Annotated in this window: 23 protein-coding genes; 11 read left to right on the top strand and 12 right to left on the bottom strand. The window is 63.4% G+C overall.

Going from position 1 to position 19,407, the window contains the following annotated elements; genetic code table 11:
• Positions 1 to 4: 4 nt before the first annotated feature.
• The 6 genes from Q3C01_RS20680 to murI form a co-directional block, all read right to left on the bottom strand.
• Positions 5 to 286, bottom strand: a complete 282-nt coding sequence (locus tag Q3C01_RS20680; RefSeq protein ID WP_458147150.1) for a type II toxin-antitoxin system RelE/ParE family toxin — start codon at positions 284 to 286, stop codon at positions 5 to 7.
• Positions 283 to 510, bottom strand: a complete 228-nt coding sequence (locus Q3C01_RS20685; protein ID WP_458147151.1) for a hypothetical protein — start codon at positions 508 to 510, stop codon at positions 283 to 285. Before Q3C01_RS20685 ends, Q3C01_RS20680 begins: the two co-directional genes overlap by 4 nt.
• Before the next feature lie 106 nt (positions 511 to 616).
• On the bottom strand, positions 617 to 1,234 hold the full coding sequence (gene rpsD, locus Q3C01_RS20690; protein ID WP_458147152.1) for a 30S ribosomal protein S4: 618 nt from the start codon (positions 1,232 to 1,234) through the stop codon (positions 617 to 619).
• A 192-nt stretch (positions 1,235 to 1,426) separates the two neighbouring features.
• A complete protein-coding gene (locus Q3C01_RS20695; protein WP_458147153.1) occupies positions 1,427 to 2,206 on the bottom strand; it encodes an acyltransferase in 780 nt (259 codons plus the stop codon).
• Between the two features lie 228 nt (positions 2,207 to 2,434).
• On the bottom strand, positions 2,435 to 3,208 hold the full coding sequence (locus Q3C01_RS20700; RefSeq protein ID WP_458147154.1) for an HpcH/HpaI aldolase family protein: 774 nt from the start codon (positions 3,206 to 3,208) through the stop codon (positions 2,435 to 2,437).
• A gap of 59 nt (positions 3,209 to 3,267) precedes the next feature.
• A complete protein-coding gene (gene murI, locus Q3C01_RS20705; RefSeq protein ID WP_458147155.1) occupies positions 3,268 to 4,065 on the bottom strand; it encodes a glutamate racemase in 798 nt (265 codons plus the stop codon).
• A gap of 173 nt (positions 4,066 to 4,238) precedes the next feature.
• Here murI and Q3C01_RS20710 point away from each other — a divergent pair, with 173 nt between their 5' ends.
• Positions 4,239 to 4,796 carry a cytochrome b gene (locus Q3C01_RS20710; RefSeq protein ID WP_458147156.1) on the top strand — a complete coding sequence of 186 codons (558 nt, stop codon included), beginning with the start codon at positions 4,239 to 4,241 and terminating at the stop codon, positions 4,794 to 4,796.
• A gap of 187 nt (positions 4,797 to 4,983) precedes the next feature.
• Here Q3C01_RS20710 and Q3C01_RS20715 read toward each other — a convergent pair whose 3' ends face one another.
• A complete protein-coding gene (locus tag Q3C01_RS20715; protein WP_458147157.1) occupies positions 4,984 to 5,790 on the bottom strand; it encodes a Crp/Fnr family transcriptional regulator in 807 nt (268 codons plus the stop codon).
• Between the two features lie 220 nt (positions 5,791 to 6,010).
• On the opposite strand from Q3C01_RS20715, the gene Q3C01_RS20720 reads away from it, so the two are divergent.
• On the top strand, positions 6,011 to 6,226 hold the full coding sequence (locus Q3C01_RS20720; protein WP_458147158.1) for a hypothetical protein: 216 nt from the start codon (positions 6,011 to 6,013) through the stop codon (positions 6,224 to 6,226).
• 183 nt (positions 6,227 to 6,409) lie between these two features.
• Positions 6,410 to 7,531, top strand: coding sequence for a cyanuric acid amidohydrolase (atzD, locus tag Q3C01_RS20725; RefSeq protein ID WP_458147159.1), 1,122 nt, complete (start codon positions 6,410 to 6,412; stop codon positions 7,529 to 7,531).
• A 68-nt stretch (positions 7,532 to 7,599) separates the two neighbouring features.
• On the opposite strand, the gene Q3C01_RS20730 is transcribed toward atzD, so the two are convergent.
• The 4 genes from Q3C01_RS20730 to Q3C01_RS20745 are packed head-to-tail and all read right to left on the bottom strand — an operon-like array spanning position 7,600 to position 11,326.
• Positions 7,600 to 7,905: a response regulator transcription factor gene (locus tag Q3C01_RS20730; RefSeq protein ID WP_458147160.1), complete on the bottom strand. Its 306-nt coding sequence runs from the start codon at positions 7,903 to 7,905 to the stop codon at positions 7,600 to 7,602.
• Positions 7,906 to 7,956: 51 nt separating this feature from the next.
• The gene (locus Q3C01_RS20735; RefSeq protein ID WP_458147161.1) at positions 7,957 to 9,180 is read right to left on the bottom strand and encodes an ABC transporter permease; all 1,224 of its coding nucleotides are present in this window, start codon (positions 9,178 to 9,180) and stop codon (positions 7,957 to 7,959) included.
• Positions 9,177 to 9,899 (bottom strand): ABC transporter ATP-binding protein, encoded by a 723-nt coding sequence (locus tag Q3C01_RS20740; protein WP_458147162.1) that lies wholly within the window; start codon positions 9,897 to 9,899, stop codon positions 9,177 to 9,179. Before Q3C01_RS20740 ends, Q3C01_RS20735 begins: the two co-directional genes overlap by 4 nt.
• Positions 9,896 to 11,326: an efflux RND transporter periplasmic adaptor subunit gene (locus Q3C01_RS20745; RefSeq protein WP_458147163.1), complete on the bottom strand. Its 1,431-nt coding sequence runs from the start codon at positions 11,324 to 11,326 to the stop codon at positions 9,896 to 9,898. Before Q3C01_RS20745 ends, Q3C01_RS20740 begins: the two co-directional genes overlap by 4 nt.
• A 659-nt stretch (positions 11,327 to 11,985) precedes the next feature.
• Between Q3C01_RS20745 and Q3C01_RS20750 the strand changes: the two genes are divergently transcribed.
• The 8 genes from Q3C01_RS20750 to Q3C01_RS20785 all read left to right on the top strand — a co-directional run bounded on the left by Q3C01_RS20750 (position 11,986) and on the right by Q3C01_RS20785 (position 17,873).
• Positions 11,986 to 12,666, top strand: a complete 681-nt coding sequence (locus Q3C01_RS20750; RefSeq protein ID WP_458147164.1) for a response regulator transcription factor — start codon at positions 11,986 to 11,988, stop codon at positions 12,664 to 12,666.
• Positions 12,667 to 12,795: 129 nt separating this feature from the next.
• Positions 12,796 to 13,182 (top strand): curlin subunit CsgB, encoded by a 387-nt coding sequence (locus Q3C01_RS20755; RefSeq protein WP_458147165.1) that lies wholly within the window; start codon positions 12,796 to 12,798, stop codon positions 13,180 to 13,182.
• 138 nt (positions 13,183 to 13,320) lie between these two features.
• Entirely contained in the window at positions 13,321 to 13,713 is a 393-nt protein-coding gene (locus Q3C01_RS20760; protein ID WP_458147166.1) for a curlin repeat-containing protein, read from the top strand.
• 44 nt (positions 13,714 to 13,757) lie between these two features.
• Positions 13,758 to 14,102: a curlin repeat-containing protein gene (locus Q3C01_RS20765; protein ID WP_458147167.1), complete on the top strand. Its 345-nt coding sequence runs from the start codon at positions 13,758 to 13,760 to the stop codon at positions 14,100 to 14,102.
• Between the two features lie 40 nt (positions 14,103 to 14,142).
• Positions 14,143 to 14,595, top strand: a complete 453-nt coding sequence (locus tag Q3C01_RS20770) for a curlin (RefSeq protein WP_458147168.1) — start codon at positions 14,143 to 14,145, stop codon at positions 14,593 to 14,595.
• Between the two features lie 17 nt (positions 14,596 to 14,612).
• Entirely contained in the window at positions 14,613 to 14,912 is a 300-nt protein-coding gene (locus tag Q3C01_RS20775; RefSeq protein ID WP_458147169.1) for a hypothetical protein, read from the top strand.
• 126 nt (positions 14,913 to 15,038) lie between these two features.
• Positions 15,039 to 15,758, top strand: a complete 720-nt coding sequence (locus Q3C01_RS20780; RefSeq protein WP_458147170.1) for a DUF899 family protein — start codon at positions 15,039 to 15,041, stop codon at positions 15,756 to 15,758.
• 207 nt (positions 15,759 to 15,965) lie between these two features.
• Positions 15,966 to 17,873: an acyl-CoA synthetase gene (locus tag Q3C01_RS20785; protein WP_458147171.1), complete on the top strand. Its 1,908-nt coding sequence runs from the start codon at positions 15,966 to 15,968 to the stop codon at positions 17,871 to 17,873.
• Positions 17,874 to 18,094: 221 nt separating this feature from the next.
• Here the strand turns inward: Q3C01_RS20785 and Q3C01_RS20790 are convergent, their stop codons facing one another.
• Complete coding sequence (locus Q3C01_RS20790) at positions 18,095 to 19,267, bottom strand: M20 aminoacylase family protein (protein WP_458147172.1); 1,173 nt, start codon at positions 19,265 to 19,267, stop codon at positions 18,095 to 18,097.
• Positions 19,268 to 19,407: the final 140 nt, after the last annotated feature.

Genomic DNA, 19,407 nt, shown 5'->3' on the forward strand with positions numbered 1-19,407 from the left:
GTTGTCAGCGGCTCTCAAGCGGACGTCGGGCGGCGTGTCGAAATCGCATAATAACGATTTCCGTCGCGGTCACGCGATAATCGATCAGATAGGGATGGGGATTGACCAGAAGGCGGCGCACGTTCGCTCGAGTTGTCTGCCGTCCTGCATAGGGATGGTCCTGCAGCAACGCAATCAGAGCAACAATGCGGTCGCGCACGTGAGCTGCCCCCGGCGATCGGGATTCGATGTAGGTCAAGGCAGTGTCGATCTGGGCGAGCGCCCGCCGTGTGTAACGGACCTTCACAACCCGTGCTTAGTCCACATCGCGCGAACTTCGTCGGCGGTGGCCAGCTCACCGCGGGCGATTTCGGCCTCCGCCTCGGCCAGATCGGCCTCTTCAGCCTCTGTGAGCTGGATCGCCGGTTGATCGACGCCTGCGAGCTCAAGCAGCGCTCGCGCCAGTTCGTCCTGCTCGGAGTCGGGCAGCACCGATACCTTGCTAAATGCCTCGTCCAAAAGACGTGTCATGATCAAGCTCCATCGGTGCGATCATAGCACAAGCAGATCGAGAGGTGGGAGTGACCAGCCCAAACGACAAGGCCCCGGTTTTGCCGGGGCCTTTCGAACTTCGTTATCAGCGCGAATAGAATTCGACGACCAGGTGCGGCTCCATCTGCACCGGGAACGGCACGTCGGAGAGGCCGGGGATGCGCGCATACTTCGCGCTCATCTTGCCGTGGTCGACTTCGAGATAGTCGGGGACGTCACGCTCGGGGAGCTGGCTCGCTTCGAGCACGTGGGCGAGCTGCTTGGAGGCTTCCTTGACCTCGATCACGTCGCCGACCTTGAGCTGGTAGCTCGAGATGTTGACCTTGCGGCCGTTCACCTTGATGTGGCCGTGGTTGATGAACTGGCGTGCTGCGAAAATCGTCGACACGAACTTGGCGCGGTACACGACCGCGTCGAGACGACGCTCCAGGAGGCCGATCAGGTTCTCGCCGGTGTCGCCCTTCAGGCGGCTCGCCTCGACATAGATGCCGTGGAACTGGCGCTCGCTGATGTTGGCGTAGTAGCCCTTGAGCTTCTGCTTGGCGCGGAGCTGAACGCCGAAGTCGGAGAGCTTGCCCTTGCGGCGCTGGCCGTGCTGGCCGGGGCCGTACTCGCGGCGGTTCACGGGGCTCTTGGGGCGGCCCCAGATGTTCTGGCCCATACGGCGATCGATCTTGTACTTCGCCTCACTGCGCTTAGTCATCGCGTCCTCTTGATAGAGTTAGGTTGATTTGAGGAAACGCGCCCTCCTGTGTGACCGGGAAATCCCGGCACCGACAGGCCCCATCCCCAAAGCTTCAAGGGACAAGGCCACGGGTCGCGAAACGCTTCGCGGGCCGAAACCGGCCCGCGAGCAGGCGGCTTTTAGGAGAAATCGGGCCGTCCTGTCAATCTTTTACGTCGCCACGGCCCGGATCGGCTTGGGTTCGGCAGCCTGCCGGCTGCCGCGCAATTCGGCAGCGATTTCAGCGTTCAGGACCTGTTCCAGCTTGGTTAAGACCCGGGCGATCGGGGCGGCATCGGTAATCCGGTGATCCCAGCGAAGGACGACCTTGATGGTCTGGTCCGGCTCGACCACCCCATAGCTCAGGATAAACGGCCCCGGCGTGATGGCATGGAGCTCGCCCCCGCCATAGGCCGCGACGGAGGTGACCGAATAGCTGCCGAAAAAGCTGGCGCGCTGGCGGCCGAAATTGAGCCCGATCAGCCAAGCCAACCGGCGCAGCGGCAGCGGCAGGCGCATCGCCAGCATCATCTTGCGAACCATCGGCACGTCCTTGAGCGGGGCCTCCTTGGCATGCCGGATCAGGACGTCGGTCTCGGCCAGCGGCAGGCCGTCCGGGCCGGCAATCCGCTGCGCCACCACGCATTCCTCGCCGTCCACGACGCGGGCGACCGCCACCATCGCCACGCTTTTGGGCAGCTCATAGAAGGTCGGCCACGGCCATTTGGCATAGAGGGTGCGCAGGATCGGCTCGTCCCTGGCGACGAGCGCGAAGGCCTTGACGAAGATCGCGGCCCAGCCGGCCGGCACCTTTGCGCTGGCCCGGGCCTCAAGCAGGGGACGGATCTGGAGCGGCCGCGACAGCGAGACGAAGGGCACGCCCATCGAGGCGTGCATGAGGTCGAACACCATGCGCCGCAGCAGCGAAATTTTCCTGGATTTACCGCGCATCGTCCTCGGGTTTCCGCGGGGCCCAAATTGATATGGCGAGTCGATGGTCCGCCCACTGCCCTGATCTAGCATGAACCAGCCGGCTTGGAGCCAGCGGGTGCAAGAATCATGACTTCCTCCGGTTCAGAAGAAGTTTGATGAATTCGGTAAAATCATGGCATTTCAATGCCTTAAATGGATAATTTGATGTCGCCCACAATCGACCTTGAGAATCGCGCGAAGGGCGGCCTACCGCCTGATACCCTCGAACGCCGCCATGATACCCCGCTGGAACAGCGACCAGTCGAAGCCGAGCGCAATGGCGCGGTAGCCGCGATCGATCAGGCGATTGGCCTGATCGGTGGTGCGCGCCGCCCCGCCGATCGGCACGCCGCTTCTGAGAATGCCGGCCTCGGCCCGGGCGATCAGCTCCAACAGTTCGGGGTCGTCCATCTGGCCGCGCTTGTTGATGGAGGTAGCGAGATCGCCGGGACCGATGACCGCGATATCGATCCCTGGGGTTGCCATGATCTCGTCGATGCGATTGACCGCATCGACATGCTCGATGGTGATCATGCAGAGCATCTCGTCGTCGGCTGAAGCCATGTAGTCGGGCATCGACTGGCCCCAGCGGAACGGCGCATGGAAGGGACCCCAGAGACGATCGCCGCGCGGCGGATAGCGCACGCTGCGCACCGCCTTTTCGGCTTCCTCGCGGCTGGTGATCATCGGGAAATTGATGCCGAAGGCGCCGATGTCCATCGGGGCCTTGGCAAGCCAGGGCTCGTTGGCGGCGATGCGCACCAGCGGCGTGCATGGCGTCCCCGTGGTGGCCGCGATCATAGCATGTGCTTCGGTGAGCCCGATCGGCCCGTGCTCGAGATCGATGATGATCCAGTCGAGCGACCGCGCCATGATCTGCACGGTCTGCACGCTCGGAATGGTCGCGATCGCTCCGAAGGCCGGACGGCCTTCGCGCCAGAGCTGGCGGAGACGGTTGAGCGGCGTTGATGTGGCTGACATGGCCAGAACCTGCGGGATAGGAGCGGCGCAACCTAGCAGCGCAGTATGCCCGCGAGAAGTCAGGCCGGGATGCGCCCGCCGAAGAATGACGTCAGTGCAGGGCCGAGGCCGTGCGATCGGCGAGACGTGAAGATCATTTCCGCACCGGTCTGCACGATCTCGGCGGCGCGCGGACCGAGCAGGTCCGAGACGCGGCGCGCGATCGCGGGGGCCGGGTCGATCCAGTCGACCGGCCAGGGCGCAAGTTTCGTCAGCCGGTCGATCAGCAGTGGATAGTGCGTGCAGGCGAGCACGATCGTGTCGGTGCGCGCGGTCGCGTCGTGGGGATTGCCGACGAAGCAGGGCTTCAGTTCGGTGAGGATTTCGCCGTCGCTGATCGCGTGGCCGCCGAGCGCAGCTTCCGCGAGCGAGGCGAGCTGGGGCGAGCCGACCAGCGTCACCTCGCAGCCTTGCGCGAAATCACGGATCAAGGCGCGGGTGTATTCGCGTTTCACGGTACCCTTGGTGCCGAGCACGGAGACACGCCTCGTCTTCGATTGCGCGCAGGCCGGCTTGATCGCAGGCACCGTGCCGACGAAGGGTACGGAATAGGCCTCGCGCAAATGCGACAGCACGAGCGTGGAGGCAGTGTTGCAGGCGATGACGACAAGCTCGGGATCGTGCGTGTCGATCAGTTCGCCCATCAGCGGCACCACGCGGGCGATGATCTCGTCCTCGCTGTGATGGCCGTAGGGGAAGAAGGCGTCGTCGGCGACGTAGACATAATGCGCGTCGGGGCGTGCCGCGACGACCTCGCGCAGCACGGTGAGCCCGCCGAGGCCGGAATCGAACACCAATATGGTAGGGGAGTCGGTCACCTGGTTACCCTAGCCCTGCCATGGTTACCATTCGGTTTTTGGGGCGCTTTTGCGGCGAACGCGGGTGCAGCCCAATTTTGAACGATTCAAATCGCCTCGATCGCGCTCGCTCGCTATCAGATCGCGCCATGCTGCGCCGCAGTTGGGGACATCCGCAGAATTCGGGAGCCGACATGATCAGAAACACCAATGCCGGCTGGGGCAGTATCTCCCGCTGGTTTCACTGGATCCTCGCGGCTGCGATCATCGGCATGATCGGGCTCGGCTGGTGGGTCAACCACGTGCCGGCGAGGCCCGACCGCTTCTTCTACCGCTCGATCCACGCCGACATCGGCTACTTGGTCCTGCTGCTCACCGTCATTCGCCTGGCTTGGCGCATCGGCAACCCGACGCCGGCGCTGCCGGACGACAGCCCTCCCTGGCAGAAGTTCGCCGCGCGCATCAGCCACGCCGCGCTCTATCTCATCGTGATCCTGGTCGCGATGCTCGGCTGGGCCCACTCCGGCGCGCATGCGCCCGACTACTCCAGCTTCTTCGGCCTGTTTCACGTGCCGCAATTCACCTCTCCCGACCGCGAGGCGGCACGCGCCTATGAAGACCGCCACATCCTGTTTGCCTATGTGCTGCTGGCCCTGATCGTGGTCCATGTCGCCGCCACCGCCTGGCACCACTACATCCGCCGCGACCGCGTCGCGGTGCGGATGCTGACGGAGGAAGCGAAGGCGGGGTAGGTAGGCGGCCCGTCGTGTGGTCCGACCGTGCCCCCACACCGCTGTCATGCCGCGAAAGCGAGGCATCCAGTGCGCCGCGTCTCCTCCGTATCACGTCACCGCCACAGGAACAGGAATGCTTGATCACCCGCTTTCGCGGGCGATCACAATGAAAGTGCTGTGCGCGTGATGACGGAGTGTGGGGCCTTCACGCAATCCGGTTGGTGGTCGCAGCTCGCTCCGCTTTGAGCTGGTCCTGCAAGCGCGAGATGTTTTCGAGCAGGCGCTGGCTGGCGAGGACCAGGAAGTAGTAGCCGAACTGCGGGTCCTGGAAGTAGATCTCGAGCAGCCGTTCATAGGTGATGGTCAGCACCTGGCCGTCCTCGATGCACTCCACCGTTCCGGTGCGCTGGTTGTTCGGCGTCAGGAAGCCGAGCTCACCCATCAGGCGGCCAGGCGGGATCTCGATGTTGATCTCCTTGACCAGAAACTTGCCGGTCACCGTCAGGAACATCTCGTTGGCGGGGTCGTGGATCTTGAAGAGGGTGTCACCGTGGCGGTATTTGCGCTCGGTCATGAAGGGCTTCAGCCATTCCATCGACATGTCGCCCTGCGTCGCGTGGCGCGCCTTCTTGACGAGCTTGAGCATCTGGCGGAGGCGAACGCCGTTGATCGGGACCAAGAGAAGATACAGCAGAAACGTCGAGGTGTTGCCCGACAGCAGACCGTAGATGGCGAACAACGCGCAGCCGATCATGTTGGCAACCCGCAACGGCACCATGGTCTGCATCAGAAGCGTCGCGACGAAGAAGATCGCGCCGACGACGGCGAACAGATTCGCCAGCGTGATGTTGGCCAGGAAGATCTCCAGCAGGCGGTTGAACAGGGCGTCGTAGGTGATGTTGTTGGGATCGAGGCCCATTTGCACCAGGATCTTCGCGATCCTGAGATTGTCCGCAGCCGTATCGAGAATGCGGTTCAAAATCGACGAGATATCTGCGCTGGACGTCATCATATTTCCTCACGCCTCAAGCCGTCGGTACTTTTAGGATACGGATAATCGAAATCGATCGTTTGAGTAAGATGACCGGCGGATTCGATGCAAGCAGCCAATTCTAGCCCGCACGCCGGTTTCGGCAATTACCCACTCGTCGGGCCTAAAACCGGTCGACCGGGAGGGGGAACGGACCTTATTCGAGGCCGTTAGCACCAAAAGCAATGTCTGGTGAGCCGTCATGTCCGATTCTTGCGACTATTTTCGTGAGCATGCGATTGCGGCCACCCGCAAGGCGCGCGCCTTGCCGGCGGGAGCAGCAAAGCGCAAGCAGCGAACCGTCGCGCGCGTCTATCATCTCTTGTCCAGGGAGGCGGCGTTCGCGCCCAATATCCATCATCTGGATGAGTTTCGCGCGGCACGGCGTCTGGAGCGGCAGATCACGGGGACCGGTTGATCGCCGGGAGACTTGCCTTACCCGACCGACGAGCAGATTTGCAGTCTGCTGCAATTGTGTGCAGCGGTTCGATGACAGCCTGACGAAAGCGACCGCAGATTTTACGGTCTGGAAATCCCCCTCCCGGCCACTATGCTCGTTGTGCGGCCGGCTGCTGCGTCGCCGCGCCGCGAGGGGGGTGGCATGCGCACAACATTGGTCGGCGTCGTTCGCATTGCCACCAAAGGGCCGGGCGACGTGGCGGGCCTTTTGAAAATGATCGGGCAGGGCGAGATCGATCCGAAAGCGATCCTGGCGATCCTGGGCAAGACCGAGGGTAATGGCGGCGTCAACGACTTTACGCGCGAGTATGCCGTGGCTGCGCTCTGCACGGCGCTCGCGCCGCATGTTGGGCTCGAGCCGCATCAGGTCGAGCAGCGCATCGCCTTCGTGATGTCGGGCGGTACCGAAGGCGTGCTGAGCCCGCACATTACCGTCTTCACGCGCCAAAGCATCGCGCCGGCGCCGGCTGGTTTTGCTGGAAAGCGGCTCAGCATCGGCATGGCACAGACCCGCGATTTCCTTCCCGAGGAGCTCGGCCGCGGCGCGCAGATCAGGGAAACGGCGAAGGCGGTGGCATCCGCCATGGCGGATGCCGGCATTACCGAGCCGAACGACGTCCATTTCGTCCAGATCAAATGCCCGCTGCTGACCAGCGAGCGTGTCGAGGCAGCCTCCGCGCGCGGTAACACGACCGTGACGACAAGTGCTTACAGCTCGATGGCCTATTCGCGCGGCGCCTCGGCGCTTGGCGTCGCGCTGGCGCTCGGCGAGATCGAGGGCGGGATCCGTGACGAGGACGTGTTGCGGCGGTTCGAGCTGTTTTCCTCGGTGGCCTCGACCTCGGCGGGGATCGAATTGATGCACAACGTCGTCATCGTGCTCGGCAATTCGGTGTCTTCGGCGAGCCCGTTCGAGATCGGCCATGCCGTCATGCATGATGCCATCGATGCCGCTGCCGTGATCGAGGCGCTTGCAAGCGTGGGGCTAAAGTCGGGATCGACAACGGATACGGGCCGAGAGCTCGTCAATATCTTCGCCAAGGCTGAGGCCTCGCCGACCGGCAGCGTCCGCGGTTTTCGCCACACGATGCTGGAGGATACCGACATCAGCGCGACACGGCATGCCCGCGCGGCCGTTGGCGGCCTGATCGGCGGTCTTGCAGGAAGTGGCGCCGTCTACGTCTCTGGCGGAGCCGAGCATCAGGGGCCTCCGGGCGGCGGCCCCGTTGCCGCCATCGTACGGGTCGCTGACGATTCCGATTGAGCGCAGCGGGGGCAGTATCCCCGTGCTCATCGGCGTTCGGCCGGCTGAGGGCGGCCGGTGCAATGCGTTCACTTCGCGGCGCTGTTCACGCTGCGATGCTGAATCGACACAGGAGCGGAATTGAGCGTTGGACCGGAGCCACTCACGAGGTCACTGCGCAGTGATGGCGAAGCCGCGTGAAGCGCGAAGATGATGGCAATCTGGGTCCGGTTCTGAAGGCGGTACTTGCGCATGATGTTGCCGATATGCGCGCGAACCGTATTTTCGGAGATCTTGAGCTCGTAGGCGATGTTCTTGTTCTGCATGCCACGCGCAATCAGCATCATGAGCTCGCGCTCACGCGGCGTAGGTGTGATCGGTACGCTTGTATTCATGACCAATTCCTCCCTGGCATGAAGGTTGACGTGACCATCCCAGCATTTTTCTCACTCCACCTTGAGCGCCTCGATTGGACTGAGCTTGGAAGCCATGTGCGCGGGATAGAATCCGAAGATCACACCGGTCACGGCTGAAAATCCAACGGCGAGGCCGATCGACTGCATGTCGATCGCAGTGACCCAGCCGGCTATTCGCGCCACCGTCATCGACAGCGTGACGCCGCCGACGACGCCGATGGCGCCGCCAAGAAGACAAAGAACGAGAGCTTCACAAAGGAATTGCAAACGAATATCGCGCATTCGGCCGCCGAGCGCGCGGCGAATACCGATCTCTCGGGTGCGTTCTGTGACGGAAACGATCATGACGTTCATGATGCTGATGCCGCCGACGAGCAGTGAGACCGAAGCGATCGCGAACAGCAGCAGAGCCACGGTGCGGATGGCGCCCTGTTGCGCCTCCATGGCGGCCGCCGGATCCTGCACCTTGAAATCGTCGGCCTGGCCGACGGGAATCCTGTGCCGTTGTCGCAGCAGGCCTTCGATCTCGCTGGTCGCGCCCGCCATCTGGCTATCGGAGGCGACCTTGACGAGGATATAGGCGATGGCGTCCCGGTTGATACCGCTCGCGCTGCCGAGAAAGCGCAGCTTGGCGGTGGTCAGTGGAACGAAGGCGACATCGTCCTGCGCCGGACCCTTGCGATCGAGCACGCCGATGACTTCGAGCGGGACCTGCATGATTCTGACCTGCGCGCCGATCGGATCGTCGCCCGGCGCGAACAGCTCTTTGGCGGCGGCACTGCCGAGAATGACGACCTTTGCGGCGCCGGCTTCCTCTGCCGCGGAGAAGTATCGACCGGATGATAATTGCCAGTCGCGCACCATGAAGTGCGAGGTGGTCGTGCCGTTGATCGTGGTGTTCCAGTTCTTGGCTTCCCGGATGACTTGCGCAGTGCCCGCAACCGAACCCGCCGCGGTCTGGATCTCCGGAATCTGATCGAGGATCGCCTGCACATCGCCCTCGGTCATCGTCAGCTTGGTGCCGGCTTTCATGCGAACGGCGCCCTGTTGGACCGCGCCCGGCATGACCATCAGCACGTTGGAGCCGATAGAACGGATCTGCTCCTCGACGCGAAGCTGCGCGCCCTTGCCGATGGCAAAGACCGTGACGATCGAGGCCACGCCGATCACGATACCCAGGATGGTCAGGATGCTGCGCAGCGGATTCAGGCGCAGCGCGTGAAGGGCGGTCTGAAGGGCTTGATATGCGGTCATGATGCCCAGGCCTTGTTCGGCATTGGGTCACGCATCTCATCCGCGACGACCTCGCCGTCGTGCAGGCGAATGGTGCGTTCGCAGCGCGCGGCCACGGTGGAATCATGGGTGATCATCACGATGGTCTGGCCGCCGTCATGGAGTGCGTCGAACAGGGCCAGAATCTCGGCGCCGGTCCGGCTGTCGAGCGCGCCGGTCGGCTCGTCGGCGAGCACGATCGCGGGCTGGGCGACCAGGGCCCGCGCGATCGCAACGCGCTGCTGCTCGCCACCTGACAGTTGCCGCGGAAAATGCCTCGCCCGGTGCAGCATGCCGACCGCCTCGAGGCACTGTTCGGCACGCAGCATCCGCTGCTTGTGGCGGATGCCGCCATAGACGAGCGGCAGCGCCACGTTCTCGACCGCATTGTGCCGCGCGAGCAGATTGTAGGATTGAAACACGAAGCCGATTGCGTGCGCGCGCAGTTCGGACCTGCGGTCATCAGGCAGATCGGCGACGTCGCCACCTTCCAGAAGTATCGCGCCCTCGCTCGGCCGATCGAGCAATCCGATCATGTTCATCAGGGTCGATTTGCCGGACCCCGACGGGCCCATGATGGCAAGACTTTCACCGCGCCGGATGTCGAAGCTGACGTCATGCACCGCGGTCACCGCGACGCCTTCTGTCCGGTAGATGCGACCGACCGATCTGAGGCTGACGAGTGCGGGCAGGGCGGTCATGATCCGAACCTTATTCCGAGGAGTTCCATGCCCGCAGGCCTGATCGCCTGTCCGATCGCGACCTGGCTGCCTTCCGTCAGGTCGCCGCTCTTGAGCGCGACCTGCTCGGCGCCGTCGCTGGCGACCGTGACCGCGATGCGCTTGAGCGAACCCGTGGGCGTGCGCAGCCATACGCCGTCCCGGCCTTGGGTCGTTGATGGCTGCGTGCCGTTCGGCTGGAACCGCAGCGCCGCGACCGGTACTTTCAGAACGTCGTCCTGGCGGTCGACCACGATCTTGACGAGCGCGGTCATACCGGGAAGCAGTGCGCCGTCGAGGTTGGAGGTCGACAGCACGACGGTATAGGTGACTACGTGCTGCTGCGTCTGCGGCGCCTTGCGGACCTGCCGCACGATCGCTTCGAAGCGGCGGTCGGGATAGGAATCGACCGTGAAGTGCGCGCGCTGCGCGGTCGCGATGCGTCCGATATCTGCCTCATCGACCTGGGCGTGGATCTCCATGTCCTCGAGCCGGTGCGCCACCAGGAAATTCGTCCGGGCCTCGAGGCCAACCGCGAGCGTCTGCCCCTCGTTGATGAAGCGACCGACGATCACACCGTCGATCGGAGAGCGGATGATGGTGCGGTCGAGATCGGCCTCGGCGGCGCGGAGAATGGCCTCCTTCTCCGGCACCGCCGTCCTCGCCTGCTGGAGCTCGGCCTCGATCCGGCGCACGTCGGCAGTGGCGCCTTCGACGGCGTAGGCGTTCAGCGTCACGAGGACCTCCGCCTCGCGCTCCTGTGCGAGACGCGCGGTGAAATCGGTTTGCGCGTCCTCGACTGTCGTGGCGGCCACCACGTTCTGCGACTGCAACGCCAATTTGCGCTGGAGCGTCCGCTGCGCCGACGCCTTCACGGCCTGGGCGCTGTCGAGCTTGGCCGCCAGCACCGCCCTCGTGCCCTTGGCATTCTCCAGGTCGATCTTGCCGCGGTCGAGCTTGGCCTGCTCCAGTTCGACATTTGCGCGCGCCATCTCGACCGCCGCCTTGGCTTCGTCGACCTTGGCCGCAAAGCTCCGCAGGTCGATCTGTGCCAGCGGTTGGTCCTTCCGCACGTTGTCGTTGAAGTCGACGTAGACCTTTGAGATCTGCCCCGACAGTTGCGAGCCCACCTCGATCGTCTTCACCGGCTGAAGCGCGCCGGTCACGGTGATCGTCTGCTCGATGCTGCCGCGCTGGATCGAGGCGTAGCGGAACATCGGCGCGTCTGAGCGGAAGATCGGCGTTTCGCGTGCAGCGGGCAGGATGGTCTTCGTGCTTGAGCGATAGGCGTGTCCGGCTTCGTTTGCGATCCAGTCGGCCGAAGAGCGCATAGCCGCGGGATCGATGGCAAAAGCTACCGCAAGTGCGGAGACGCCACCCAACGCAACGAGGATTGGCACAAAACGCATATTGAAACCTCGGCCTTAATAAAAAGGAGACCGTCAGGCACAATTCGCACCCTAACGCACAGGTAGCAATTCCTGCGCTTTCGCTTGACGGTCCAGCAATATGTCGTCGGTTCTAGGCCTCTGGACGTGTGCGCTCCATGAAACAAACGTCAAGTTGTGGGGCGTCGATCCGCCACTTTTGGGACGATCGATATACTCCGGGATTCGATGTGACCCTGGAATCGATCTTTTTCAATCACTAATTGTAGGATGTGCTATGGTGTGGAGGTGGCACGCGCCAGTCGGATCATACTGATTTCTGCTCGTGTACGAGAGCGCACCATGAATACATGTGCGACACGGCAGCGGCTTCAGCACATTCGTCGCAGGGAAGCTCGGCCTTCCGCATCTACAACGCTGCGTCATGTCTGCGGCGATGCCGTGAGCTCGCGCAAGATCGAGAACAATGACCGCCCGTCGAATGCGACGGAGCGTTTCGACGCCCGCACCTGCGGCGCGTTGTCACTGATCCGTCGCATCGGAGGGAAGGCAGGAAGTGTAATCTGGCCCACAGCAATGTCACGCCGCTGCACTAGGATGGTTCGTTGATTGCGTGTGAGGGAACCCGGCGCAGATCGGTTCTCACGACCAAAAGTTGTTGGACAAGGAGCCTTTAAGTCATGGGTACGAGCCGGGCAACGATTTACGTGATCGACGACGATGAACAAATAAGGAGTGCCCTTGCAGATCTCTGCCAGGACGCAGGCCTCGATGTGAAGCTGTTCGGCTCGACCGACGAATTCTCGTTCGAGGAGCTCTCCGACGGTCCGTCTTGCCTGGTGCTCGACGTTCGCTTTCCCGGAACGTCGCCGACCGGACTCGATCTGCAGCGAACGCTGGCCGACTCCGGAGTCTCGGTTCCGATCGTGTTCATCAGCGGCCATTCGGACATCCGCGTCTCGGTGGAAGCGATGAAGCGCGGCGCCGTGGAATTCCTGCCCAAGCCGTTTCGTGAGCAGGAGTTTCTCGATGCGGTGCGGCTCGGCGTGGAACGCGACCGCAGGCGGCTTGAGCGCGAGTTCATCGTGCGCGAAGCCCGGCGTCGCTTCGAGGAGCTGACGGTACGCGAGCGCGACATATTGCTGCTGATGGCGGAGGGGCTTGTCGCCAAGCAGATCGCGGCAAGGCTGAATGTCAGCGAGGTGACGGTGAAGGTGCACCGCGCGCGCATGATGCGGAAGCTACAGCTGCGTTCACCCATCGAGGTGGTGAGACTCGTCGACAGCATCAGGCCGAACGTTGCGACGCCACGTCAAGGCGCAGTTGCATTGAATGGAGCCGAATTCGCACGCGGCATCTAGTCCGTCCGGACTAGCATGAACCTCAGTCTATCAAGCGCCGCGTCGACGGTTCAGAGTATCCCGCATGATGTCGCAGAGTTTTGCATACGACATCGCTCACCGCTAACCTTGGCACGAAAGGGATACTCCATGCGTAAGTTGATTCTTGCCTCCGCCGCACTGATCGCCCTCACCGCCGGCGCCCGCGCCGACAATACGGCGACCACCTTCCAGCTTGGCCTCGTGAACGGCTCCTCCGTGAATCAGCAGGGCCACGTGAACGACAGCTCGACCACCACTCAGATCGGTCTCGCGAATGGCGCGCTCACCCTGCAAGGCACGACTACGCCTTCGCTCAACAACGCCAGCTCGGTGACCCAGGTCGGCGCCGCGAACGCAGCCATCACCGGACAGGTTGCGACCGGCAACAACACCAGCTCGATCGGCCAGTTCTCGATCGGCGGCGCGCCGAACAACTTCGCTGCCGTTGGGCAGATCGGCGGCGGCCTGAACCTCAGCTCCATTACGCAGCACTAAGCCAGCCCCGTACCTCCCTGGGCGCGTCACAGCGCGGGCGCGCCCGGGCCTTGCTCGAAATGATTGCGATCTGGCCTGTTGATGAAACGCCGGACCGACCAGTTACTACTGCCCGTTTACTACTGCGGAGGATTTCATATGCGGATCAATTATCTGATTGCGACGGCCGTCATGCTCGGTGCGCTGACCTCTGTCGAAGCCAAAGCGGACAACACGGCCAGCGTGTTGCAATTCGGTACCACGAATGCCTCGTCCACGACGCAGAGCGGGCCGGTGAACAACACCGCGACGACGCTGCAATTCGGTGCGACCAATCAGGCGACGAGCGTGCAGTTGGGATCACTGTCCTCGGTCAATTCGGCGACGATTGGACAGGGGGGCACGACGCCTACTGCGACCAACACTGCCGGTGTGGGTCAGGTCGGCGGCTCCAACACGAGCCTTATCGGACAGATTGGCCTGAACAACACGGCCGCCGTCGGCCAGCTTGGGATCCTGAACGGCTCGACCATCCTGCAGGCAGCTCCGTGACGTGAGGTCGTGCCGAGATCTCGGCATCATTGTGGAGGCATGTGATGAACAAGCATCTTCTGATCGCTGCGATGGCAGCTCTCGTCTCCTGTTGCGCAGCGAGCGGCCCGGCCCGGGCACAAAGCGCCGACATCAAGACGATCGTCTCGCTCAACGGACCGCCGGTCGTGTTGAACCAGAGCAGCTCGACCAACATGGCGGGCATATTCATGGTCGGCGGCACGACCAGCGCGACCGTCACCCAGAACGGAAAAAACAACGCAACCGGCATCCTGCAATTTGGCGGAACGAACAGCGCTTCGCTCTCCCAATTCGGGAGCTTGAATTCCGCGTTCGCTGGCCAAGTCGGCTTGAACAACACGTCGCACGTCACCCAGACCAGTCCGTGAGATCCGAACCCCCGTTCGGAACTGCCGGGAGAAAGATCTCATGAGATGGCGTAGTCACATTTGGGCGGCGACCACGATCGCCGCCGCGATCGCGGCGAGTACGGCAGCGTCCGCCGGCACGATCAAGAGCGGGCTGTCCAACGACAAGGTCAGCGTCGAGACGATCTTCGGGTTCGGCAATGATCAGAAGCCAGTGGTGGTCGAGGAAAACGGCAGCAAGCTCAACTTCGTGCAGGTGTTCGAACTCGGCGGTGCTGGTCCGGTTGGTGCAACGATTATCCAAAACGGAGCAACCAACTATGCTAACGTCATGCAGACCGGCGCAACGACCAGCGCAGCGATCGGTCAGTTTGGCGCGAGCAACACGACGCAGGTCATGCAGATGGGCAATGTCACCGATACGCTGCTCGTGCAGGTCGGTGACATGAACACCGGCGCCGTCAGTCAGGCCGGCCGCTTCAACTGGGCAGCCATCTTCCAGTTCGGGCGGTGATCGCAAGAGGCGCGCGCATGAAACTCGTTCTGTTTGCAACGGGAGTGGTGATGATGGTGTCGGGCGGAACCGGGCCGGCGTCGGCAGGCAGCGATGGAGACGGCCATACGACGATCGTGCAGGATGCCAACGGCCAGACGGTGATCACCCAGAGCGGCGATCCCGTGCAAGCCGATGTACGGATCGAGAAAGAGCCCGGGCGCACGATCGTCTACCGCAAGAGCGGCGGGAACACTGCGGTCGTGACCCAGAGCACCAATCCGGGGGACCTCCCGCCCGCCTTGCGCGAATGGTTGCGGAGCCTCTCCGGGCAGTGAAGACCGAGCCATGCGTTGATGCCTGGCATCCAACGAGAGATGGCGCCGGCGCGTCCGGAACCCGGCTGTCGCTGGGACGTTGAGCCCGTCAATCCTGTTGGACCGCGGCAGCATCCGGAGGTGGCGATGGAGCATCTGCGCTATCCCAATGAGACCGGTGAATATCGTGCGGCTCGGAACGCGCTTCTCGAGGAGGAGATGGCACTCCGTGCGCAGATCGAGGCCGTCGCGGCCAAACGTCGCGCGCTGCCGCTCGGCGGCGAAGTACCCGAGGACTACCTGTTCGAGCGGATCGGCAAGAACAGCATGCCGGAGAAGGTAAGGATGTCCGAGCTGTTCGGGGCGAGCAACACGCTCATCCTGTACAGCTTCATGTACGGACCGGAAAGCGCGCTGCCATGTCCGGGGTGCACGCATTTGCTCGACGGGCTCGATGGTGCGGCGAGGCATATCGGCCAGCGCGCCGCGATGTACATAGTTGCCAAATCGCCGATAGCGCGTCTTGCGGCCTGGGCACACGAGCGCGGCTGGAATCATCTTCTGCTGCTCTCGACGGCCGGCAATTCCTACGACGCCGATTATTTCGGCGATACTCTGAAGCTGTCCGCCGGAATGCGCACGCAGCATCGCGTGCCGGACAACGAGAATTGGGACGAGACGATCTTCAACGTGTTCAAGAAAAGCGACGGGGCGATCAGGCACTCTTGGGGCTCTGAGATGGCCTATGCGCCGCCGGTTGCAAATCAGCATCATCGTGCCGGCGATCTTGTCGACCCGCTCTGGGGCCTCCTGGACATGACGCCGGAAGGCCGTGGCGATTTCTTTCCCAAGGTGAACTACGATTAACCGCCCCGTGCGTCCGAACCGCCATATTGGAGCGATTCCGGTGGCGGTGGGCGCCTGTCCTGTCACCGGCGAGCGATCGGGGCATGGACGGCGGCCAAATCATCGATCATTCTGTCCGCTCTTGATCCGCGCGGGCGGATCGAGCCCCGCCTGAAAGCAAAACCCAAAGAGTCCAGGCGGCACCAGACACGAGGGAGGACGGACGGGATGGCGGGCATTCACGCGCTCGATCGGATCATCGGCGAGGACTATCCGGAATTGGCCACGGACGAGCAGGTCCGGACGCTGGAGCGGGTGCCTTACGCGGAGCGCATCGCAGCCGAAAGCACCTATGATGCGATCAGGCTCGGGGCGGCCAGAAATCCGGATGCGCCCTCGATCCAGTTTCTGCCCAATGCCGATCCCGCCGATGCGCCGCTGGTCATCTCGCACCGGGATTTCGTCGCGCGCGTCACGCAAGCCGCCAACATGTTTCACGCGCTGGGTGCGGGCAAGGACGACGTCATCAGCTTCATGCTGCCGCTGCTGCCCGACGCTTTCGTGACCCTGTTCGCCGCAGAGGCCACAGGCATCGCCAATCCCGTCAATCCGCTGCTGGAGCCGCATCAGATCGCGGAGATTCTGGAGGCCGCCAACACCACGATCCTGGTCGCGCTTGGGCCCATGCCTGGCACCGACATCTGGCAGAAGGTCGAGCAGATCCGTCCGTCCTTGAAGCGCCTCAAGGCGATCGTGCAGGTCGGTGGCGGCGGCGATCCCGCGAACGGCATCTTCGCCTTCAACGATCTCATCAAGGTACAGCCGGCGGACCAACTCGTCAGCGGTCGCAAGATCGCAGGCGGCGACATCGCGGCCTATTTCCACACCGGCGGCACTACTGGCACGCCGAAGCTCGTTCGCCACACCCACACTAACCAGGTCTACCAGGCCTGGGGCCTCAACCTGCTCCTGAAGTCGAAGCCGGGCGGCAATCTGCTGTTCGGCATGCCGCTGTTTCACGTCGGAGGCTCGTTGACGCAGGTGCTGACGACGCTCGCGGGCGGCGGGTGCCTCGTGGTGCTGTCACCGTCCGGCTGGCGCAATCCCAATGCGGTGAAGAACATCTGGCAGCTCGTCGAACGCTTCAAGCCGGAGGCGCTATCGAGCGTGCCGACCGTGCTTGCGGCAACGCTTGCCGTGCCGCCGGGTGGTGCCGACCTTTCGAGCCTGAAATTCGCCGCCGGCGGCGGCTCGGCGATCCCCGTCGCGGTCGGCTCTGCGATCCAGGACAAGCTGAAGCTCCCGGTGGTCGAGGTCTACGGCATGACCGAGACCTCGAGTGTGCACACCATGGCCTATCCGGACCGGCCCATCCGCCTCGGCTCGGTCGGCCTGCCGATGCCCTATGCGCAGGTGCGCATCGTCCAACTCGACGCCGAGGGGCGGCTCGCGCGCGACTGCGCCGTGGATGAGATCGGCGTCGTGATTATGGCCGGGCCCGGCGTGTTCGGTGGCTATCTCAACGATGCCCACAACTCGGGCGCGTTCGTCGACGAGGTCTGGGTCAATTCCGGCGATCTCGGCCGGCTCGATGCGGACGGCCATCTCTGGATCACCGGCCGCGCCAAGGATCTCGTGATCCGCGGCGGCCACAACATCGATCCCGCGCCGATCGAGGAAATCATGTTCCAGCATCCGGCCGTCGGCTTTGCTGCCGTGGTCGGCCAGCCCGACGCCTATGCCGGCGAGATCCCCGTCGGTTACGTGCAGCTCAAGTCTGGTGCCAAGGTCGAGCCGGGCGAGTTGGAAACCTGGGTGCGCGAGCGCACGCCCGAGCGCGCCGCCGTGCCCGTGCAGATCATTCCGATCGATCCGATGCCCGTCACCGGCGTCGGCAAGGTGTTCAAGCCTCAGCTGCGCTGGGACGCAGCTCAGCGCGTGTTTGCCAAGGTGCTCACCCCGCTCACCGAGACGGGCATCGACTGCAAGGTGAAAGTCGGTGCGCATGGCAGCCACGGCTCGATCGCGACGGTGACGATTGCGAATGTGCCGGAAGGCAAACGCGACGAGATCGCAGGCGAGGTGCACAAGCTGCTGGCACCATTCGTGATGCGGCATGAGGTGGTGCACGCGTAGGCTTCTTTGCGGCGAGATAGTCGCAAGAAAAAGTTGAGGTCCCGGAGCTTACGAGTTCCGGAACCGACGCGACTATCCGGCGCCGCGTGACATGCAGGGTGGGTTAGCGAAGCGTAACCCGCCAAGTCTATTTCCGCGGAAGCTGAAGAGGCGGCGGGTTACGCCCAGCGGACTGCGCTTCGCGTAGCCGCAGAGCTAACCCACCCTACGAAGCACACAGCCTAGCCCGCGGGCATTGTCTTCTCGATCAGGCGAACCCAATAGGACGCGCCGTGGCCGAGGATGTTGTCGTTGAAGACGTAAGCGGGATGGTGACACTCGTTGCCGTCGCCCATGCCGACCAGGATCATCGCGCCCGGACGCGCTTCCAGCATGAAGGAGAAGTCCTCGGCGCCCATCATCGGTATGAATTTCTCGTTGACGCGATCGGCGCCGGCAATCTCGCGGGCGACCTCGGCGGCAACGCCGGCTTCGCGCGCGTGGTTCATCGTCACCGGATACATGCGGCTGTATTTCGTCTCGGCCGATCCGCCATAGGCGCGCGCCACGCTGTCGGCGACCTCGCCGATGCGACGCTCGACGAGATCACGCACTTCCGGATCCAGCGTGCGCACCGTGCCGCTGAGCTCGGCGACCTCCGGGATGATGTTGAACGCCGTGCCGGCGTGGAATTGCGTGATCGAGATGACGGCGGATTTCAGCGGGTCGACGTTGCGCGCGACGATCGATTGCAGCGCATTGACGATCTGCGATCCGATCAGGACGCTGTCGATCGCCTTGTGCGGGGTGGCGCCGGCATGGCCGCCCTTGCCGTGAACGGTGATCTGGATGTTGTCGGAAGAGGCAAGCATCGCGCCCGGCGTCGTGGCGAAATGGCCTTCGGGAAGACCCGGCATGTTGTGCATGCCATAGACCTCCTGGATGCCCCAGCGCGTCATCAGGCCGTCGTCGACCATCGCCTTGCCACCGCCGCCGCCTTCTTCCGCAGGCTGGAAGATCACGACCGCGGTGCCGTCGAAATTGCGGGTCTCGGCGAGATACTTTGCGGCGCCCAGCAGCATGGCGGTGTGCCCGTCATGGCCGCAGGCGTGCATCTTGCCGGGTACCTTCGAGGCATACGGCACGCCCGACGTCTCCATGATTGGCAGCGCGTCCATGTCGGCGCGCAGGCCGATCGTCCTGCCAGACGTAGCCTTGCGGCCGCGTATCACGCCGACCACGCCGGTGCGGCCAATGCCGGTCACCACCTCGTCGCAGCCGAACGCGCGCAGCCTGTCGGCGACGATGCCGGCGGTGCGGTGCACCTCGTAGAGCAACTCGGGGTTCTCGTGGAAGTCATGGCGCCAGGCGGCCATTTCATCGGACAGGGCGGCGACGCGATTGATGACGGGCATGGGCAGGGTCCGTTTCTTGTTGGATTGCCGAGGATAGCGTCATTCCGGGGCGATGCGAAGCCTCGAACCCGGAATCCGGAGATTGTGGCGCGAGATTCCGGGTTCACGCGCGACGCGCGTGAACCCGGAATGACGGTGAA

Source organism: Bradyrhizobium sp. UFLA05-109 (genome assembly GCF_054185165.1).